Below are 17,493 nucleotides of genomic sequence, written 5' to 3'. Positions count from 1 at the left end.
CATCAGCCCGGCGTGCGGCGGGCGCCGCCGCTCGTCACCACGCGCCGGTCATCGGGCCCGCACCCTGGGAGCGTGCGCGGGTACGAGCCGGTCGTCGACAGGACGCCGCGGCGCGCACTGAAGCCGTACGCGCCGGGCGAGCCCTTCCCCGGCTACGGCGACGGAGGGCCGACCCGCTCCAGCAAGGCCACCGGCAGCCGCCCGAAGAGCTCCGCCACGCGCGCGTGCCCGGTGAACTCCCGCTCCGGGACCAGCACATCGGCCCACCGCCCCGGCGGCAGCGGAAGCAGCGTGTCACGCCAGCCGCCCGCCCGGGCCAGCCGCAGCGAAAGGCGCGTCACGGCGGTGAGCACCTCTCCGGAGCGCACGAAGGCCACACAGTGGGCGGCCGCCGGGCCCTCGGCGGCCAACGGCGCGTACGACGCCGAGTCACCGAACACCTCGGGGCGCCGCCTGCGCAGCCGCAGCGCGGCCGCCGTCACCGCACCCTTGTCGCCCGGCTCCTCGTGCGGGAACCGCACGGCCCGCCGGTTGTCCGGATCCACCAGCGCCCGGTACTCGCCCTCGGTGCCCTGATAGACGTCCGGGACGCCCGGCATCGTCAGCTGGGCCAGGGCCATCCCGAGCATGTTCGCCCGGACGTGCGGCTCCAGGCTGCCCCGGAAGGCCGCCACGCGCTCGCCCGGCGCCCCGCACGGGCCCGCCGCGACGAACGCCGCCACCGCCTCCTCGTACGGCGGCTCCTGCTCCGTCCAGCCGGTGAACAGCCCCGCCTCGCGCACATGCTTCAGCAGGGCCCCCTGAACGCGCTCCACGGCCGCCTCGCCCAGCCCGAACACCGTCTGCCAGGCGGCCCACGCCAGTTGCGCGTCCGGTACGCCCTCGCCGTCGCGCGTCACCTCGGTCAGGACGTCCGCCCAGCGTTCCGGGCACTCGGTGAGCACGGCCAGCGCGGCCCGTACGTCCGCACTGCGCTTGGTGTCGTGCGTCGAGGCGACCGTCCCGGTCAGGGGCCAGTCGCGCTGCACGCGCGCGCAGTAGGCGTGGAACTCGTCGGGCGCGACCGCGGGTCTGCCCGGGTTCCCGCCCACCTCGGTCGCCGACAGCAGCGGCACATAGCGGTAGAACGCCGTGTCCTCCACGGACTTGGCCCGCAGCGCCGACGCCGTCTGCGCGAACCGCGTCCGGAACTCCGTGTGCTCCGGCCCCTCACCGGCCCGCCCGAGCACCAGGTCGCGCACGACGTCGACCGCGCCCGCCTCCTCGGGCACGACGAAGGCGAGCCGGGCCTCGGCCGCGGCCTCCTCGGTGACCACACGGGCCGCGTCACCGGAGGCGTACGGCCGGTAGACCTCCAGCCGCACGAGGAGTTCCTGCAGCGCGGTGCGCAGCGCCCAGGGCGCGCGGTCACGCAGCATGGGCTCCGGGGACCTGGCACACACGCGGTGCGCCACGCGCGTCAGCCGGTCGATCTCCGTGGCCAGCTCGTGCGTGAGCACCTTGTACGCCGCCCGCCGCACCGTCGCCTCCCAGTCGCCGCCCCGGTCCGTCTGCGGGGCAGCGAACCGCCGGTACTGGCCCAGGAGTTCCCCGAACCCCCCCGGGTCGGTGAACAGGCCGTCGATGTACCGCAGGGCGTCGTAGCCGGTGGTGCCCGCGACGGGCCAGGAGGCCGGCAGATGCTCCCCGTCCGACAGGATCTTCTCCACCACCGTCCAGCGCCCGCCGGTCGCCTCGTCAAGGCGCTGCAGGTACGCGTCGGGGTCGGCGAGGCCGTCGGGGTGGTCGATGCGCAGCCCGTCGATCACGCCGTCGTGGAGCAGCTGGAGGATCTTGGCGTGGGTGGCCTCGAACACCTCGGGGTCCTCGACCCGTACGCCGATCAGCTCCGAGATGCTGAAGAACCTCCGGTAGTTGAGCTCGGTGCGGGCCAGCCGCCACCACACCGGCCGGTACCACTGGGCGTCCACAAGCTGCGGCAGCGGCAGGTCCTCGGTGCCCTCGCGCAGCGGGAACACATGGTCGTAGTAGCGCAGGACGTCGCCGTCGACCCGCAGGTGGCCGAGCTCGTCGCCCAGCGGGTGGCCGAGCACCGGCAGCAGCACCTGGCCGCCCTGCGCCTCCCAGTCGATGTCGAACCATCGCGCGTACGGCGACTTGGGGCCCTCGCGCAGCACCTCCCACAGCGCGCGGTTGTGGCGCGGGGCCATGGCCATGTGGTTCGGCACGATGTCCACCACGAGGCCCAGACCGTGCTCGCGCGCGGTACGCGCCAGCGCGCGCAGTCCTTCCTCGCCGCCCAGTTCCTCGCGCACGCGCGCGTGGTCCACGACGTCATAGCCGTGCCCCGACCCCGGAACCGCCTCCAGGACGGGGGACAGGTGCAGATGCGAGACGCCGAGCGAGGCCAGGTACGGCACGGCCGCCGCCGCGGCCCCGAACGGGAACGCGGGCTGCAGCTGCAGCCGGTAGGTGGCGGTCGGCACCATCGGGTCAGGTCGCTCAGGTGTCATGGAAAGCTACGTACCCGCCCCGCCGCGCTTCGTGTCATCGTCCCCTCCACGTGGGCCCACGCGCGTGCCTAGCTTCGAGCGATGGGACAGACGGGGACGCAGGGGCGACGCGGCACGCTGGAGACCTACCGTCACGTGATCGGCCTGACCGGGCCGCTGCTGCCGGTCATGTCCTTCCTGGCGCGGCTGCCGACCGCCACCATCCAGTTCGGCAGTGTGCTGCTGGTCGCCCGGACGAGCGGCTCCCTGGCGGCCGCGGGACTGACCGGTGGCGCGCTCGCCGTCGGGCAGGTGGCCTGCGGCCCGCTCGTGGGCCGCCTCGCCGACCGGCACGGCCAGCGGACGGTCGTGCTCGCCTTCTCCCTCGCCAACGCGCTCGCGATCGCCGGCCTGGTCGCCGCGGCACTCGCCGGACTGCCGACGCCGGCGCTGGCCGTGCTCGGGGCGTCGGCCGGCGCCACCGTGCCGCAGATCGGGCCCATGGCACGAGCGCGTCTTGTCGCGCTCGCCCGCGGGGCCGGCGTCCGTGAGACCACGGTCGGCGCCGCGCTCTCCTTCGAGAGCACCCTGGACGAGATCTCCTTCGTTCTGGGGCCGGCGCTGGTCGGTCTGGCGGCGGTGACGGCGCATCCGGGGTATGCCGTGGGCGGTGCGGCGGTGCTGGTCGCCTCGTGCGGCAGTGGTTTCGCGCTGCATAGGACGGCGGCGGTCACACGGCCGGGGCTCGCGCCCACGCCCCCGACACGCCGCACCAGTCCCGCCCCCGCCCCCATCCCCCGCTCCGTCCACGCCCTCCGGGCCGCCCTGGCCCTCCAAGGCGCCATGTTCGGCGCCTGCCAGGCCGGCATCACCGCCCTCACGCAGCGACTCGCCCAACCGGACCAGGCAGGGCTCGTGTACGCCGCCATGGGAGTGATGAGCGCTGTCGCGGGGCTCTCCATGGCCGCACTGCCCGTCCGCGTCGGACTGACCACCCGCTGGCGGTCGGCCACCGCAGCCGCCGCCGTGCTCTCGGTCCCCCTGCTGTGGACGGACGGTCTCCCCGCCCTCTACGCCACCGTCACCGTCCTCGGCATCGCCTACGCCCCGCACCTCATCACGGTGTTCGGGCTGACCGAGCGCGTGGTGCCGCCCGCCCGGCTCTCCGAGGCGATGGCGTTCGCGACGAGTGCGCTGGTCGGCGGGCAGGCTCTCGCGCTCGCCCTCACCGGCCGCCTGGCCGAGTCGTACGGCCCCCGGGCGGCCTTCGCGGCGGCGAGCCTGGCCGGCGCACTCGCCTGCGCGATCGCGCTGACGGCGCGCCCGGCGTCGTACACCGGACGCGCCGACACGCCGTCCTAGACCGGCCGCTGCAACACCGTCAGGCTCCGGTCCACCAGCGTCAACCGGTCCCCGGCCTGCACCTTCGCTCCCGTCTCCGGCGGCACTCCGTCCGTGCGGGCGGTGTCGACGACGATCTGCCACTGGCGGCCGTGGTTGACCGGCACGACGAATTCGAGGGGCTTGGGGGAGGCGTTGAACATGAGCAGGAACGAGTCGTCGGTGATGCGCTCCCCGCGCGCACCCGGTTCCGAGATCGCGTTGCCGTTGAGGAACACCGTCAGCGCCGACGCCTGCGCCCGGTCCCAGTCCCGCTGGGTCATCTCCTTGCCCTGCGGGGTGAACCAGGCGATGTCCGACAGGTCGTCGTGGGTGCCGTGCACCGGCCGCCCGTGGAAGAAGCGCCGCCGACGGAAGACCGGATGGTCCCGGCGCAGCCACACCATCGCGCGCGTGAAGGCGAGCATCTCGGGTGGCAGGCCGCCGTTCTCGTCGTCCCCCGGCCAGTCGACCCACGCCAGCTCGCTGTCCTGGCAGTACGCGTTGTTGTTGCCCCGCTGCGTGCGCGCGAACTCGTCGCCGTGGCTGATCATGGGCACGCCCTGGGACAGCATCAGCGTGGCGATGAAGTTGCGCATCTGGCGTGCGCGCAGCTCCAGGACGGCCGGGTCGTCGGTCTCGCCCTCCGCCCCGCAGTTCCAGGACCGGTTGTGGCTCTCGCCGTCCCGGTTGTCCTCACCGTTGGCGTGGTTGTGCTTCTCGTTGTACGAGACGAGATCGTGCAGCGTGAACCCGTCGTGGCAGGTGACGAAGTTGATGGAGGCCAGGGGACGCCGCCCGTCGTCCTGGTAGAGGTCGGACGAGCCGGTCAGCCGGGAGGCGAACTCCGCCAGCGCCCGCGGCTCGCCGCGCCACAGGTCCCGCACGGTGTCACGGTACTTGCCGTTCCACTCGGTCCACAGGGGCGGGAAGTTGCCCACCTGGTAGCCGCCCTCGCCCACGTCCCACGGCTCGGCGATCAGCTTCACCTGGGAGACCACCGGGTCCTGCTGCACCAGGTCGAAGAACGACGACAGCCGGTCCACCTCGTGGAACTGCCGTGCCAGGGTGGCCGCGAGGTCGAAGCGGAAGCCGTCCACGTGCATCTCGGTGACCCAGTAACGCAGCGAGTCCATGATCAGCTGCAGGACGTGCGGGGACCGCATGAGCAGGGAGTTCCCGGTGCCCGTGGTGTCCATGTAGTAGCGCGGGTCGTCCGTGAGGCGGTAGTAGCGCGGGTTGTCCAGGCCCCGGAAGGACAGCGTGGGGCCCAGGTGGTTGCCCTCCGCCGTGTGGTTGTAGACCACGTCCAGGATGACCTCGATGCCGGCCTCGTGCAGGGCCCGCACCGCCGACTTGAACTCCAGGACCTGCTGGCCGCGGTCGCCCCAGGAGGCGTACGCGTTGTGCGGGGCGAAGAAGCCGATCGTGTTGTAGCCCCAGTAGTTGTTCAGGCCCATGTCGACCAGACGGTGGTCGTTCACGAACTGGTGTACGGGCATCAGCTCCAGTGCCGTCACGCCCAGCTCGGTGAGGTGCTCGATGACCGCGGGGTGCGCGAGGGCGGCGTAGGTGCCGCGGAGTTCCTCGGGCAGCCCGGGGTGCCGCATGGTGAGGCCCTTCACATGGGCCTCGTAGATCACCGTGTGGTGGTACTCGGTGCGCGGGCGCCGGTCGTCGCCCCAGTCGAAGTACGGGTTGACCACGACCGACGACATCGTGTGCGGCGCCGAGTCCAGGTCGTTGCGTTTGTCGGGTTTGTCGAAGTGATAGCCGTACACTTCCTCGCCCCAGCGGATCGCGCCGCTGACCGCCTTGGCATACGGGTCGAGCAGCAGCTTCGCGGAGTTGCAGCGCAGGCCGCGCTCGGGCGCGTACGGGCCGTGCACGCGGAACCCGTACCGCTGTCCCGGCATGACGCCCGGCACGTACGCGTGCCGTACGAATGCGTCGCTCTCCCGCAGTTCCACCGCCGTCTCCGAGCCGTCGTCGTGCAGCAGACACAGCTCTACTCGGTCCGCGGCCTCCGTGAAGACCGCGAAGTTGGTGCCGGCGCCGTCGTAGGTGGCACCGAGTGGATACGCCTCTCCAGGCCAGACCTGCATGGATACGACTCTTTCAGCTCTAGCGCGCCGTCGGGGCAGCCTTGGTGTCGAGTCTCCCCGAAAGTGATGGAACCTCCTATGACTTACGTCCCTCTTACCGGTCGACCAGTGCATACGCGGTATGCCGAACCAGTGGGGCAACACGTACTCCCGGGGACGTACGGGGAGTGGGGGAAGATGTGCGCAAGATAGTGCACCGCCATCTGGGCAAAGTGGTGGCGGGTGCGGCCATTGCGGTGGCCGGAACAGCCGTGATGGTCGGGATCACTCTGCCGGGGACGGCGGGGGCCGACGACACGGGGGGAACCGACGGCGGTCAGTCCGCCCAGCAGGCGGCCCAGGGGCAGGGGTCCGGCGCGGTACCGCCGGGCGTCGTCGAACAGGCGCCGAGCGAGGGCGACAAGGGCACGGGCAACGACCCGCTGACCGACGACGAGATGGAACGGGCCGCGGGGCTCGCGGCGAGCCCGCAGCTGCGCAGCGCCGGCGAGGACGTCGAAGGCGACCGCGGCCCGCAGCGCGTCGGCGTCGACCTCGCCGAGCCGGAGGCCGACGAGCTGGACGACCAGGGCGCGCCGCGCCGCGCCGAGGTGACGTTCTACGACTACAAGACCGACGCGCTCGTCACCCGGACGGTCAACCTCGACACCGGGAAGGTCGAACAGACCACCACCGAGCACGGTGTGCAGCCGCCGCTGAGCCGTGACGAGTACGCCGAGGCGGCCAAGCTGCTGATCGCCGACCCGCTGGGCGCGGGCATGAAGGCGGACTACAAGGACGCCACCGGCAAGGAGCTCACCTCCCCGGACCAGCTGCTGCTCAACGGCGCCGTGTACCGGGCCGCCCCGGGCGCCCAGCCCGCCGTACTCGACAAGTGCGGCGAACACCGGTGCGTACGGCTGTTCCCGAAGGTCAAGAACGGGCCCTGGATCGACGCCCGGTCCTTCGTGGTCGACCTGAGCGCCCGCAAGGTGGGCAAGCTCGGCTGAGCCGCCCTCCGTTCGCTTTTCCAACTCGCACCCACGTACTGCACCTCCTGTAAGGGAGTCACCTCTTCATGCGCGTGAACAGAATCAGCCGTGCCCGCAAGGGCGCTGCCGTGGGCCTGTCCGTGGCCGCGCTGGCCGCCGGCGCCACGACCGGCGCGGGCCCCGCCTCCGCCCAGCCGAGAACCGCCGCCGCGGCGGCCGCCGAGTGCAGCGCCAACTACCGCATCGAGCAGAAGCTCACCGGCGGCACGACCTGGCGGATGTGCTGGCGCTACGACGGCAAGGCCGGGCTCGTCCTGGAGAACATCTCCTACCAGCCCAAGGGCGAGACCAAACCGATCAAGGTCCTCAACAGCGCGAGGCTCGGCCAGATCCATGTCCCGTACGACGACGGAAGCGTCGAGTACGACGACCTGACGGGCTTCGGCTTCGCCCAGGGCCTGATGAACCTCGACCCCGGCGAGTGCCCCGGCGGCACCATCAAGACCGTCAAGGTCCCGGAGGCCTGGCAGGACCCCAACGTCAAGGGCCTGTGCACCACCACCCGCGCGCGCGGCCACGCGTACCGCATGCAGGGCGACACCGCGAACAAGGTCTACCAGGCCCAGAGCAAGGACCTGCTCGTCTACACGGTCAACCAGGTCGGCTGGTACGAGTACATGACCGAGTGGCGTTTCCAGGACGACGGCACGGTCACCATGAACGTCGGCGCCACCGGCAGCCTCTCCTACGACGACTACGACGCCGGTGACGGCCGCGGCTGGCCCATCGGCAAGGGAGATGCGGCCAAGGCCACCAGCCACAGTCACAACGTCTTCTGGCGGCTCGACTTCGGCCTCGACGGCTCCACCAAGAACCGGGTCGAGCAGTACGACTCGGCCGTGACCGCGCCCGCCGCCGGTGACCAGGCCCCGAGGACCAAGACCACCCGCACCAAGGTCGCCAAGGAACTCGCGGGCGACGCCAAGGCCTACCGCTGGTGGCGGGTGGTCAGCGCGACCGGCAAGAACAAGGACAACCACGCGCGCTCGTACGAGATCGTCCCCGGCGCCACCACCAAGTACCCGGGCCGCAACTTCACCAAGCACGACATGTACTTCACCGAGTACAACAAGTGCGAGAAGTTCGCCACGAACAACCCCGGCTGCGGCAACGGTCACCCCAAGTCCGTCGACAAGTGGGTCGGTGGCCAGAACCTCACGCATCCCATCGTCTGGATGAACGTGGGCTTCCACCACATCGCCCGCGACGAGGACCAGCAGCCCATGCCGGTCCACTGGCAGGGATTCTCCATCGTTCCGCGGGACGTGACGGCTATGAATCCGCTCACTCCGAGCGAGCTCGCCTGGCAGAACGGGCACTGGCGGCCCCGTAGTTGAGAAACGACCCTGTCCATCCGGCTGCACCGTCGACCGCTCCCGGAGTAACCTTCCTTGATCGTTGATACGGGGAGTGCTCGGGGGAGCGGAAGGCGGTGCGCGGGTGGGCTCGGGAGGGCTGGAGTTGCCCCCTGGTGACGAGGGTCACGAGGGGAACTCCACAGACGTCCCACCCGGCGCGGTGTCCCTGGCCCGGCCGATGGAGACCAACGCCATCGGCCCGGAGCTCGACTGGGGCACCGACGCCTGGCGCGAGGTGCGTACGCGCGCCCAGCGAGCCGGCCGGGCCTACATCTGGCTGAACCTCGTCGAACAGCGGCTGCGCGCCGTGGTGGCCGCTGTTCTGCGCCCCATCTACGAACCCGTCCACGGCGACGACTGGGTCGTGGCGGCGGCCGGACCGGCCGGGCAGGAGTGGGTGCAGCGCGCGGTCGCCGTCCGCGAAGTCAGCCGCCGCAAGGGCTACTTGCTCGACCCTGCCGACGACAACGTCCTCAGCTTCCTCACGCTGCCGCAGCTGCGCGAACTGATGGTGCAGCACTGGCCCTGCTTCGAGCCGTACGTCGACGACCGCCGGGACGTCGAACTCGCCCTGGACGAACTCGAAGTCACGCGGAACGTCGTCTCGCGCAACCGGGCCCTGTCCGAGGCGGTCCTGAACCAGGCCGAACGCGCCTCGGCGCGGCTGCTCGAGATCCTCGGCACGGGCGGGGACGTGCCGTCCGCGCGCCGGCTGCCCATCGACGCGGTCGAGGACCTGGTGGGCGACCGGTACGCCGACGTGGTCGCCGTGCACCCCGACCGGGTACGGCTGCTGCGTCAGTTCCCGGCCGAGGACATCTTCGGCGGCGCGCGCAGGCTCGACGCCATCGGTATCGGCCTCAATCTGCTCGTGCAGAACTTCTCCGGGCGTCGCCTGGTGCGGCTCGGCGAATCCGGCTGCCGGGTGCGGCTGCTGTTCCTGAACCCGGCCTCCAGCGCGGTCAAGCGGCGCGAGCGCGAACTGGGCATCAAGCGCGGTGAGCTGAGCCGCGCGGTCGAGATGAACATCCTGCACATGCGCCGGGTCCGTTCCCGGCTGCGCGACCCGGGCGCCTTCGAGATCCAGGTCTTCGACGAGACACCCCGCTTCACGGCGTACCTCGTGGACGGCGACGGCTCCGACGGCATCGCGGTCGTCCAGTCCTATCTGCGGCGGACGCGCGGGCTGGAGGCGCCGGTCCTGGTGCTGCGCAACGGCAGCAAGGTGGTCAAGTCGGACGAGATCGACGAAGGCGGGCTTTTCCCCACGTATCGCGAGGAGTTCGAGCTCATGTGGGCGGATTCGCGACCCGTGTCCTGACCTGTCCCGCCGCGGAAGCGGAATGCGGTCCTCTGATTGTCAGTGGCACATGGGAAGGTGGAGACCACTGGGGGAACGCACCACCAAGAAGGGGGACCGCCCATGGGCTGGCACCGGGAGCTGCTGATCGGGTTCGACCTGGAGACGACCGGGACGGATCCGCGCGAGGCGCGCATCGTCACGGCGGCCGTCATCGAGGTCAGGGACGGGCAGCCCATGGGGCACAAGGAATGGCTGGCGGACCCGGGCGTGGAGATCCCGGCGGACGCGGTCGCTGTCCACGGGATCAGCAATGAACGCGCCTCCGCCGAGGGCCGCCCGGCCGACCAGGTGGCCGACGCCGTCGCGGACGTCCTCGTGGCCCACTGGAAGACGGGCGTGCCGGTCGTCGCCTACAACGCGGCCTTCGACCTCAGCCTGCTCTCCGCCGAACTGCGGCGGTATGACCTGCCGTCCCTGCGCGACCGCCTGGGCGGCATCGCCCCCGCCCCGGTCATCGACCCGTACACCATCGACCGCTGGGCCGACCGCTACCGCCGCGGCAAGCGCAACCTCGAAGCGGTCTGCCGGGAGTACGGCATCTCACTGGACTCCGCGCACGACGCCTCCGCCGACGCCCTCGCCGCGGCCCGCCTGGCCTGCGCGATAGCCGTCCGCCACCCCAAGATCGCGGCCCTCGGCCCGGCGGAACTGCACCGCCGCCAGATCGAGTGGTACGCCGAGTGGGCGGCGGACTTCCAGAGCTTCCTGCGCCGCAAGGGCGACGCCACCGCGGTGGTCGACGGGACGTGGCCCTTGCGGGAGCCTGCCGACGAGAGGGTGTGAGGCCGGACGGGACTTGGTCCATACGCGCACCGCGGTGAGCAGGTTGCACCGGGAACACCATTGAAGCAACGGCCTCGCAGACCGCACGGTCGGCCATGGGGTGGAACAGCTCCCCCTTGTGCGCGGGCACTCCGATTCCGGCCGGCACCGAGCCCCACCCCGCACCCGACACGCCTCACGCGGCCGCCGGGCTCGCGATGCGCTCCAAGCGTGGTTTGGCCACCCGCTCGTAGTCGCTGCCCGAGATGCACAGCGAGCGGTCGAGCCGGGCCGCGTTGAAGTACAGCTTCGGCTGGGCCACGACGTCCGGATCGGCGACCAGTTCCAGGTCGGGATCGAAGCTGAACGGCAGGACGGTACCGGGCACGGCACGCGCCAGCCGCTCGGCGGTCTCCGGGTCGCTGAAGCCGGCATAGCGTGCGCCGAACAGCGCCCGGACGGCGTCCAGATCGACCCGGCGGTCCCCGGGGACGACCGCGAGGACATGACGTGTCGTGCGCCGGTCGACCTTGACCCGCAGCACGATGCACTTCGCGGCCTCCGAGGCCGGGTGCCCGCGCAACGCGCAGACGGCCTCGGTGGCCCCTTCGGGCGCGTGGTCGATGAGGCGGTAGCCGACGGAGGAGGAGTCGAGCAGGGAGATCAGGTGGTCGTAAGTGGTGTGGAGGGTTCGGTCGGGCATGCCGGGTCCTTGTCGAGTGCAGGGGAGGAGGGAATCCGGGGCTCTGGTGTGCTGCGGTGTGCCCGTTCCACGGCCTGCCCCCAGTACGTACCGGTGACCATCAGGGCCGCCCCGAAGCCGGTGAGCGGTGTGAGGTGGTCGCCGCCGAGGACGATGCCCACCGCGACGGCCCAGACCGGCTCGGTGCCCAGCAGCAGGCTGGCCCGGCTCGCGGAGGTGCGCTGCACGGCCCAGGTCTGGGCCAGGAAGGCGAACACGCTGCAGAACAGGGCGAGATAGGCCAGCTGGGCCCAGGTCGCCGGGTCCGCGTGGACCAGCGTGGGCAGGTCGTGGGCCGTGACCGGCAGGAACAGCGCCGTGCCGACCAGGGTCTGCACGGTCGTCAGCTGCACCGGGCGGATCGGCCGCCCCGCCGTGAATCGGCCGACGAGCACGACATGCCCGGCCCGGATCAGCGCGGCGCCGAGCATCAGCAGGTCACCGAGGCGCGGCGCGTGGAAGCCGTTGCCGGACATCAGCAGCCCGACGGCGAGGACGCACACGCCGGTCGCGGCGAAGAAGGAGCCGGGCAGCCCGCCGCGGTGGCCGGCGCGGTCGAGGAGCGGGGTGAGGACGATGGTCAGGCTGATGATGAGCCCGGCGTTGGCGGCGCTGGTGTGGGCGACGCCGTACGTCTCCACGACCAGGACCGCGGCCTGCGTCACGCCCAGGGGCACACCGGCCCGCAGTTCGTCCCGCGTCCACCGGCGCGATCCGCGCGGCCGTGAGGCGACGACGCCGAGGCAGGTGACGGCGGACAGGGCGTAGCGGGCGAACAGCACCAGAAGGACGGGGAGCGCGGCCGTCGCCGTCTGGGCGGACAGATAACTGGATCCCCAGACGAGCGCGACCAGGAGGAGTACCGCATCGGTACGGCGGACGTCGGACACGGGCCTACGGTGCACCGGAAGCTACCCTGTAGCCCAGTACCACCTTCTAAAAGGATCATTTAGAAGCTCTACATGGTTCCTGGACTGAGGCGATGGACGAACGACAACTGAGGATCCTGCGGGAGCTCGGCGAACTGGGCAGTGTCACGGCGGTCGCCGAGGCCCTGCTGGTGACGCCGTCGGCGATCTCCCAGCAGCTACGGCTGCTGCAGCGCGCGATCCCGGTACCGCTCACCGAGCGTCAGGGGCGCCGCCTCGTGCTCACCGACGCCGGACAGGCGCTGGCGGGCGCGGCCGTCGAGGTGGAGACGGCTCTCGCGCGGGCACGGCACACGGTCGAGGAGTTCGTCGGGCGACCGGACGGCGAGGTGTCCGTCGCGGCGTTCCACAGCGCGGCCACGGCGTTCTTCCCGCTCCTGCTCCACGCGCTGGCCGGTCCGGGCAGGCCGGTGCCCAGGCTGGTCGACGAGGACGTACCGCAGGAGGACTTCCCCCGGCTCACCCGGGACTACGACATCGTCCTCGCCCACCGCCTGGACCACGCCCCGCCCTGGCCGGACACGGTGGCCGGCACGACGCTGCTGCGCGAGCCGCTGGACGTGGCCATGCCCGCCGACCACCCCCTCGCCGCCAAGCGCCGCGTCACCCCGCGTGACGTGGCCGAGGAGCCGTGGATCACCGTGCACGACGGCTTCCCGGTCCTCGCGGTCATCGAGGCCATCGCGGCAGCGGCCGGCCGCCGCCTCCACCTGGCCCACCGCATCAACGAGTTCGCGGTGGTGGCCGAGGTGGTGGCGGCCGGAGGCGGCATCGCCCTGATGCCACGCTGGACGATGCGTCCGCATCCGGCACTGGTGCTCCGACCGCTCAGCGGAGTGCAGGCGCGACGTCACATCGATGCCCTGTACCGCCCCGAACGCACAGCCCGCAAGGCGGTACGCGCGATCCTGACCGAGCTACGCCATGCCGCGCGCAGCGTCCGGGACAGGGAAAACGACGGCGAGGTCACGCCCTAAAGGGGCGCGGGGCCGTGCTGAATATGCGGCTGCCGCCGCGTGAGCGCGACCAGCCACAAGCCACCCGCAGTCGCCGTACTCCGTGCAGCCCCGAGTTCGCAGGCGCTCAGAACGAATACCACCGCACCGTCTCATCGCCCTCCCGCAAAGACGCCACTCGCCGCCGGAACTCGACCAACGCCTTCGGATTGCTCGGCGCATGCTGAGCCACCCACGCACAACTCGCCGTCTCCCGAGCCCCCCGCAGCACCGAACACCCCTCCCACTCCCGCACATCCCAGCCGTACGCCTCGACAAACGCGTCATAAGCCGCCGCAGGCACCCCGTACCGGTCCCGGGACAGCGTCATCACCACCAGATCGTGCTCCCGCAGGTCCGACGAGAAGGTCTCCAGATCGACCAGCACAGGCCCCTCGGGACCGACATGGACATTGCGGGGCAACGCGTCCCCGTGAATGGGCCCCGGCGCCAGATGCGGCGCAAGCCGTCCCGCGGCCACGGCGAACCGGTCCCGCCGCTCCCGCAGATACGCCGCGTCCGCCGGATCGATCGCGTCCCCCGCCAGCCGCAGCCACCGCTCCACGCCCCCCAGCAACTCCCGCGGAGGCAACACGAAAGGGGGCGCCGGCAGCGCGTGGACCACCCGTAGCAGTTCGGCCAAATCCCGGGGCTCGGCGGGCCGTACCGGCTCGGGCAGCCGATGCCACACGGTCACCGGATGCCCCTCGACGAGCACCGCCTCGGCGGTGGCCGCCCGCACCGCCGGCACACCCGCCTCGGCCAGCCACACCGCGATGTCGAGTTCGCGCCGCGCCCGGTCGAGGAGTTCCGCGTCGCGGCCGACCTTGACGACCAGGTCACCGGCGGCGAACACCGCGTTCTCCCCCAGGGCGAGCAGCTGCACGTCCCGCGCCGGAAGCGGCAGTACTCCCGCCGCGGCCAGTACGTCCCGCGCCCGTGCCTCGTCCATCGTCCGCCTCCGTGTCCTCGTACGCCCGCGTGAACGGCGTCGGATTCCCGCCATCCGCGCTCAGTCTCGCATTTCCACAGGTCGGACCGCGTGCGCGCGGTCTTGACGGGGTACGGCGCCTTCACGACCATGACGGGGCCCATCCGAGCCGCGCAAAGGGGCTGATTCCGTGACATCGGTGACCGAGGCGGAGAGGCCGGTGAGACGTGCGCCGGGCAGCGGAAGGCCCAGGGGGCAGCGACGCGTCACGGATCGCGGCGCCTGGTTCCTCGTACTCCCCGCGCTGATCCCCATCCTCGTCCTGAGCGTCGGACCGCTGCTCTACGGAATCCTGCTGGCCTTCACCGACGCCCAGTCGGGACGGACCGAGCCCACGCAGTGGATCGGCGCCCTCAACTTCCGGGACCTGCTGCACGACACGCTGTTCTGGGAGTCGTTCCGGATCGGACTGGTCTGGGCGGTCGGCGTTACCGTGCCGCAGTTCCTGCTGGCGCTGGGTCTGGCGCTCCTCCTCAACCAGGACTTACGGCTGCGGTGGCTGGCCCGCGCCCTCGCCATCGTCCCGTGGGCGATGCCCGAGGTCGTCGTCGGCGTCATGTGGCGGCTGGTCTACAACCCCGACGCGGGCATCCTCAACGAGACACTCCGCGACCTGGGCCTCGGCGACGGCCGCGACTGGCTCAGCGGGCTCGGCACCGCCCTGCCCGCCGTCATCGTCGTCGGCATCTGGGCCGGCATGCCCGTCACCACCGTCACCCTGCTCGCCGGTCTGCAGAACACCCCGCGCGAACTCCACGAGGCCGCGGCCGTCGACGGGGCCGGAGCCTGGCGCCGCTTCCGCACGGTCACCTGGCCCGCCCTGCGGCCCGTCGCCCTCTCCATCACGGCCCTCAACCTGATCTGGAACTTCAACTCCTTCGCCCTGGTCTACGTGCTCACCAGCGGCGGCCCCGGCGGCCGCACCCGGCTGCCCATGCTGTTCGCCTACGAAGAGGCCTTCCGCTACGGCCAGTTCGGCTACGCGGCGGCGATGGGATGTGTGATGGTCGCGGTGATCTCGATCCTCCTCGCCGTCTTCCTGGCGGACCGCCTCAGGGGAGGTGACGAGTCATGAGGACCGGCACCCCGGGCCGCATCGGCCAGTACGCCGCCCTGCTCGCCTACCTCGTCTTCCTCGCCTTTCCCTTCCTCTGGCTGGTCTCCACCGCCTTCAAACCGCCCCGCGAGCTCGGCAGCCTGCACCCCACGTGGATCCCGAAGGACCCCACCTTCGCCAACTTCCGCCGGGCCTTCGACGAACAACCCCTGCTGCACGCCGCCCTCAACTCCCTGATCGCCGCGCTCGGCGCCGCCCTGATCGCCGTACTGCTCGCGACCCCGATGGCCTACGTCATGGCCCGACGGCGCACCCGGCTCGCGCGTGCGGCGACCGCCTGGGTGGTCGTCAGCCAGGCGTTTCCGCTCGTGCTGATGATCATCCCGCTGTTCCTGGTGCTGAAGAACCTGCGGCTGATCGACTCGGTGCCGGGGCTGGTCATGGTGTACGTGGTGTGGGCGCTGCCGTTCGCGCTGTGGATGCTCGTCGGGTACGTCCGCGCGGTGCCGCCCGAGCTGGAGGAGGCGGCGGCCGTCGACGGGGCGGGGCGGGTACGGACGCTGGTGTCCGTGATCGCGCCGCTGCTGGCGCCGGGGATCGTGGCGACGGGGCTCTTCGCCTTCGTTACCGCATGGAACGAGTTCTTCTTCGCGCTCGTTCTGCTCAAGACACCCGAGAAGCAGACCCTGCCGGTCGTCCTCACCCACTTCATCGGCGCGGAGGGCGTGGCGGACCTCGGCCCGCTGGCCGCCGCCGCGTTCCTCGCGACGCTGCCCTCGCTGGTCGTGTTCGCGGTCATCCAGCGGCGGATCACGGGCGGCATGCTCGCCGGGGCGGTGAAGAACTGATGCGTACGAGACTGCCGGCGGCCCTGGTCGTCGTCCTCGCCCTGCTGCTCGCCGGATGCGGCGGCGACGGCGGCTCCGACGGGCGCGTCACCCTGCGTTTTCAGTCTCTGGCCTGGCAGGAGGAGTCCGTCGAGGTCAACAAGGAGCTGGTGAAGGAGTGGAACGCGACCCATCCGGACGTCAAGGTCGAGTACATCCAGGGAAGTTGGGACGGTGTCCACGACCAGCTGCTCACCTCCTTCGAGGGCGGTGAGGCCCCGGACGTCATCCATGACGCCTCGGACGACCTCGCGGACTTCGCGTACGGCGGCTACCTCGCCGATCTGACCGACCTGCTGCCGCAGCGGCTGAAGTCCGATATTCCGCAGCGCAGTTGGGACACGGCCACCTTCGGGGACGGTGTGTACGGCGTGCCGTTCCTCCAGGAGCCGCGGGTGATCATCGCCAACGCCAGGTGGCTGAAGGAGGCGGGCGTCCGCATCCCCACCCCCGAACGGCCGTGGAGCTGGCCGGAGTTCCGGAAGATCACCGAGCAGCTGAGCGGAGACGGCAAGTACGGCGTCGCCTGGCCGCTCAAGGAACCCGTCTCCGCCACCCTCAACCTGTCGCTGTCGGCCGGCGGACAACTGTTCCACCGGGGCACCGACGGCAAGGTGGCGATCCGTTTCGCGGCGGGCGACCAGGTCGTGCCGCGCACGATCCACGACCAGGCGAACACCGACCACAGCGCCTCACCCACGACCCTCGGCAGCGGCGGCTCCGACACGCTGCCGGGCTTCTTCGGCGGCCGGTACGCGATGGTGCCGCTCGGCTTCTCCTACCGGCAGCAGATCGTGCAGCAGGCACCCAAGGGCTTCGACTGGCAGGTGCTGCCCGCCCCGGAGGGCGCCGACGGGCTCACCCAGGGCGTGAGCCCGCAGACGCTGTCCATCGCCGCGGACAGCCCGCACCAGCGGGAGGCGGCCGAGTTCATCGACTTCCTGCTCCGGCCCGAGAACATGGTGCGTCTCGCGCTGGGGGACTGGATGCTGCCGACCGGAACCGAGGCACTGAAGGACCCGGCCCTGCACGCCACCGAGAACGACTGGGCCACCGGCACCGCCCTCGCCGGCCATCTGCGCTCGGCGCCCGCGCAGTCGGTGCGCGGTTACCCGGAGTGGAAGGACAAGGTCGCCACACCCGCCTTCCAGGAGTACTACAGCGGCGCCATCGACCTCGCCGAACTGCGCGAACGGCTGGAGGAGGACGGGAACCTGGTCCTGGCGCGCTACCAGCGCTGACCGGGGGCCGACGTAAATCGGTTGTCCGCGCCGCCCGGGCGCACCTAACGTGCGGTCCGTGGCAGCGAACAACGCGATCACCATCACCGGTCACGGCCGGGGCTACGCGCACTCCGTACGGAGGCGCCGCGGCCCCGGAGCCCTGACCGGCCCGGGGAAC

14 protein-coding genes are annotated in these 17,493 nt (G+C 71.4%); 9 read left to right on the top strand and 5 right to left on the bottom strand.

The window, feature by feature from the left end:
* Positions 1-152: 152 nt before the first annotated feature.
* Positions 153-2,513 carry a malto-oligosyltrehalose synthase gene (gene treY, locus ACIBU0_RS12360; RefSeq protein ID WP_398815770.1) on the bottom strand — a complete coding sequence of 787 codons (2,361 nt, stop codon included), beginning with the start codon at positions 2,511-2,513 and terminating at the stop codon, positions 153-155.
* Between the two features lie 81 nt (positions 2,514-2,594).
* On the opposite strand from treY, the gene ACIBU0_RS12355 reads away from it, so the two are divergent.
* Positions 2,595-3,854, top strand: a complete 1,260-nt coding sequence (locus ACIBU0_RS12355; protein WP_398815767.1) for an MFS transporter — start codon at positions 2,595-2,597, stop codon at positions 3,852-3,854.
* Here the strand turns inward: ACIBU0_RS12355 and glgX are convergent.
* The gene (gene glgX, locus ACIBU0_RS12350) at positions 3,851-5,977 is read right to left on the bottom strand and encodes a glycogen debranching protein GlgX (RefSeq protein ID WP_398815764.1); all 2,127 of its coding nucleotides are present in this window, start codon (positions 5,975-5,977) and stop codon (positions 3,851-3,853) included. The two genes, ACIBU0_RS12355 and glgX, sit on opposite strands and share 4 nt — an antisense overlap.
* A 179-nt stretch (positions 5,978-6,156) precedes the next feature.
* On the opposite strand from glgX, the gene ACIBU0_RS12345 reads away from it, so the two are divergent.
* The 4 genes from ACIBU0_RS12345 (at position 6,157) to ACIBU0_RS12330 (ending at position 10,512) form a co-directional block, all read left to right on the top strand.
* Entirely contained in the window at positions 6,157-6,966 is an 810-nt protein-coding gene (locus tag ACIBU0_RS12345) for a Tat pathway signal sequence domain protein (protein WP_398815761.1), read from the top strand.
* A 68-nt stretch (positions 6,967-7,034) separates the two neighbouring features.
* Positions 7,035-8,345 carry a copper amine oxidase gene (locus tag ACIBU0_RS12340; RefSeq protein WP_398815758.1) on the top strand — a complete coding sequence of 437 codons (1,311 nt, stop codon included), beginning with the start codon at positions 7,035-7,037 and terminating at the stop codon, positions 8,343-8,345.
* A gap of 73 nt (positions 8,346-8,418) precedes the next feature.
* Positions 8,419-9,687 (top strand): SAV2148 family HEPN domain-containing protein, encoded by a 1,269-nt coding sequence (locus tag ACIBU0_RS12335; RefSeq protein WP_398816883.1) that lies wholly within the window; start codon positions 8,419-8,421, stop codon positions 9,685-9,687.
* Between the two features lie 102 nt (positions 9,688-9,789).
* A complete protein-coding gene (locus ACIBU0_RS12330; RefSeq protein ID WP_398815755.1) occupies positions 9,790-10,512 on the top strand; it encodes a 3'-5' exonuclease in 723 nt (240 codons plus the stop codon).
* Between the two features lie 175 nt (positions 10,513-10,687).
* On the opposite strand, the gene ACIBU0_RS12325 is transcribed toward ACIBU0_RS12330, so the two are convergent.
* Together ACIBU0_RS12325 and ACIBU0_RS12320 are read right to left on the bottom strand one after the other, a co-directional pair.
* Positions 10,688-11,194, bottom strand: coding sequence for a YbaK/EbsC family protein (locus ACIBU0_RS12325; protein ID WP_398815752.1), 507 nt, complete (start codon positions 11,192-11,194; stop codon positions 10,688-10,690).
* Positions 11,155-12,123, bottom strand: a complete 969-nt coding sequence (locus ACIBU0_RS12320) for a DMT family transporter (RefSeq protein ID WP_398815750.1) — start codon at positions 12,121-12,123, stop codon at positions 11,155-11,157. Before ACIBU0_RS12320 ends, ACIBU0_RS12325 begins: the two co-directional genes overlap by 40 nt.
* Positions 12,124-12,215: 92 nt before the next feature.
* On the opposite strand from ACIBU0_RS12320, the gene ACIBU0_RS12315 reads away from it, so the two are divergent.
* Entirely contained in the window at positions 12,216-13,139 is a 924-nt protein-coding gene (locus tag ACIBU0_RS12315) for a LysR family transcriptional regulator (RefSeq protein ID WP_398815747.1), read from the top strand.
* 106 nt (positions 13,140-13,245) lie between these two features.
* Here ACIBU0_RS12315 and ACIBU0_RS12310 read toward each other — a convergent pair whose 3' ends face one another.
* Positions 13,246-14,109 (bottom strand): phosphotransferase enzyme family protein, encoded by an 864-nt coding sequence (locus ACIBU0_RS12310; protein WP_398815744.1) that lies wholly within the window; start codon positions 14,107-14,109, stop codon positions 13,246-13,248.
* A 169-nt stretch (positions 14,110-14,278) separates the two neighbouring features.
* Between ACIBU0_RS12310 and ACIBU0_RS12305 the strand changes: the two genes are divergently transcribed.
* From ACIBU0_RS12305 to ACIBU0_RS12295, 3 genes are read left to right on the top strand one after another with little or no spacing between them, the layout of a single operon-like run.
* Complete coding sequence (locus tag ACIBU0_RS12305; protein WP_398815741.1) at positions 14,279-15,223, top strand: carbohydrate ABC transporter permease; 945 nt, start codon at positions 14,279-14,281, stop codon at positions 15,221-15,223.
* Positions 15,220-16,053: a carbohydrate ABC transporter permease gene (locus tag ACIBU0_RS12300; protein WP_398815738.1), complete on the top strand. Its 834-nt coding sequence runs from the start codon at positions 15,220-15,222 to the stop codon at positions 16,051-16,053. The genes ACIBU0_RS12305 and ACIBU0_RS12300 overlap by 4 nt, the downstream gene beginning before the upstream one ends.
* Complete coding sequence (locus ACIBU0_RS12295) at positions 16,053-17,333, top strand: ABC transporter substrate-binding protein (protein WP_398815735.1); 1,281 nt, start codon at positions 16,053-16,055, stop codon at positions 17,331-17,333. The genes ACIBU0_RS12300 and ACIBU0_RS12295 overlap by 1 nt, the downstream gene beginning before the upstream one ends.
* Positions 17,334-17,493: the final 160 nt, after the last annotated feature.

The sequence above is a fragment of the Streptomyces sp. NPDC049627 genome (genome assembly GCF_044465645.1).
Taxonomy (GTDB): Bacteria; Actinomycetota; Actinomycetes; order Streptomycetales; family Streptomycetaceae; genus Streptomyces.
Note: the sequence above shows the minus strand (reverse complement) of the source record. Positions and strands in the feature narration are given on the sequence as shown.

Excerpts from the sequence above, each read along its gene's own strand:
- treY (WP_398815770.1), bottom strand. The coding sequence starts at position 2,513 with ATGACACCTGAGCGACCTGACCCGATGGTGCCGACCGCCACCTACCGG.
- ACIBU0_RS12355 (WP_398815767.1), top strand. The coding sequence starts at position 2,595 with ATGGGACAGACGGGGACGCAGGGGCGACGCGGCACGCTGGAGACCTAC.
- glgX (WP_398815764.1), bottom strand. The coding sequence starts at position 5,977 with ATGCAGGTCTGGCCTGGAGAGGCGTATCCACTCGGTGCCACCTACGAC.
- ACIBU0_RS12340 (WP_398815758.1), top strand. The coding sequence starts at position 7,035 with ATGCGCGTGAACAGAATCAGCCGTGCCCGCAAGGGCGCTGCCGTGGGC.
- ACIBU0_RS12330 (WP_398815755.1), top strand. The coding sequence starts at position 9,790 with ATGGGCTGGCACCGGGAGCTGCTGATCGGGTTCGACCTGGAGACGACC.
- ACIBU0_RS12325 (WP_398815752.1), bottom strand. The coding sequence starts at position 11,194 with ATGCCCGACCGAACCCTCCACACCACTTACGACCACCTGATCTCCCTG.
- ACIBU0_RS12315 (WP_398815747.1), top strand. The coding sequence starts at position 12,216 with ATGGACGAACGACAACTGAGGATCCTGCGGGAGCTCGGCGAACTGGGC.
- ACIBU0_RS12310 (WP_398815744.1), bottom strand. The coding sequence starts at position 14,109 with ATGGACGAGGCACGGGCGCGGGACGTACTGGCCGCGGCGGGAGTACTG.
- ACIBU0_RS12300 (WP_398815738.1), top strand. The coding sequence starts at position 15,220 with ATGAGGACCGGCACCCCGGGCCGCATCGGCCAGTACGCCGCCCTGCTC.
- ACIBU0_RS12295 (WP_398815735.1), top strand. The coding sequence starts at position 16,053 with ATGCGTACGAGACTGCCGGCGGCCCTGGTCGTCGTCCTCGCCCTGCTG.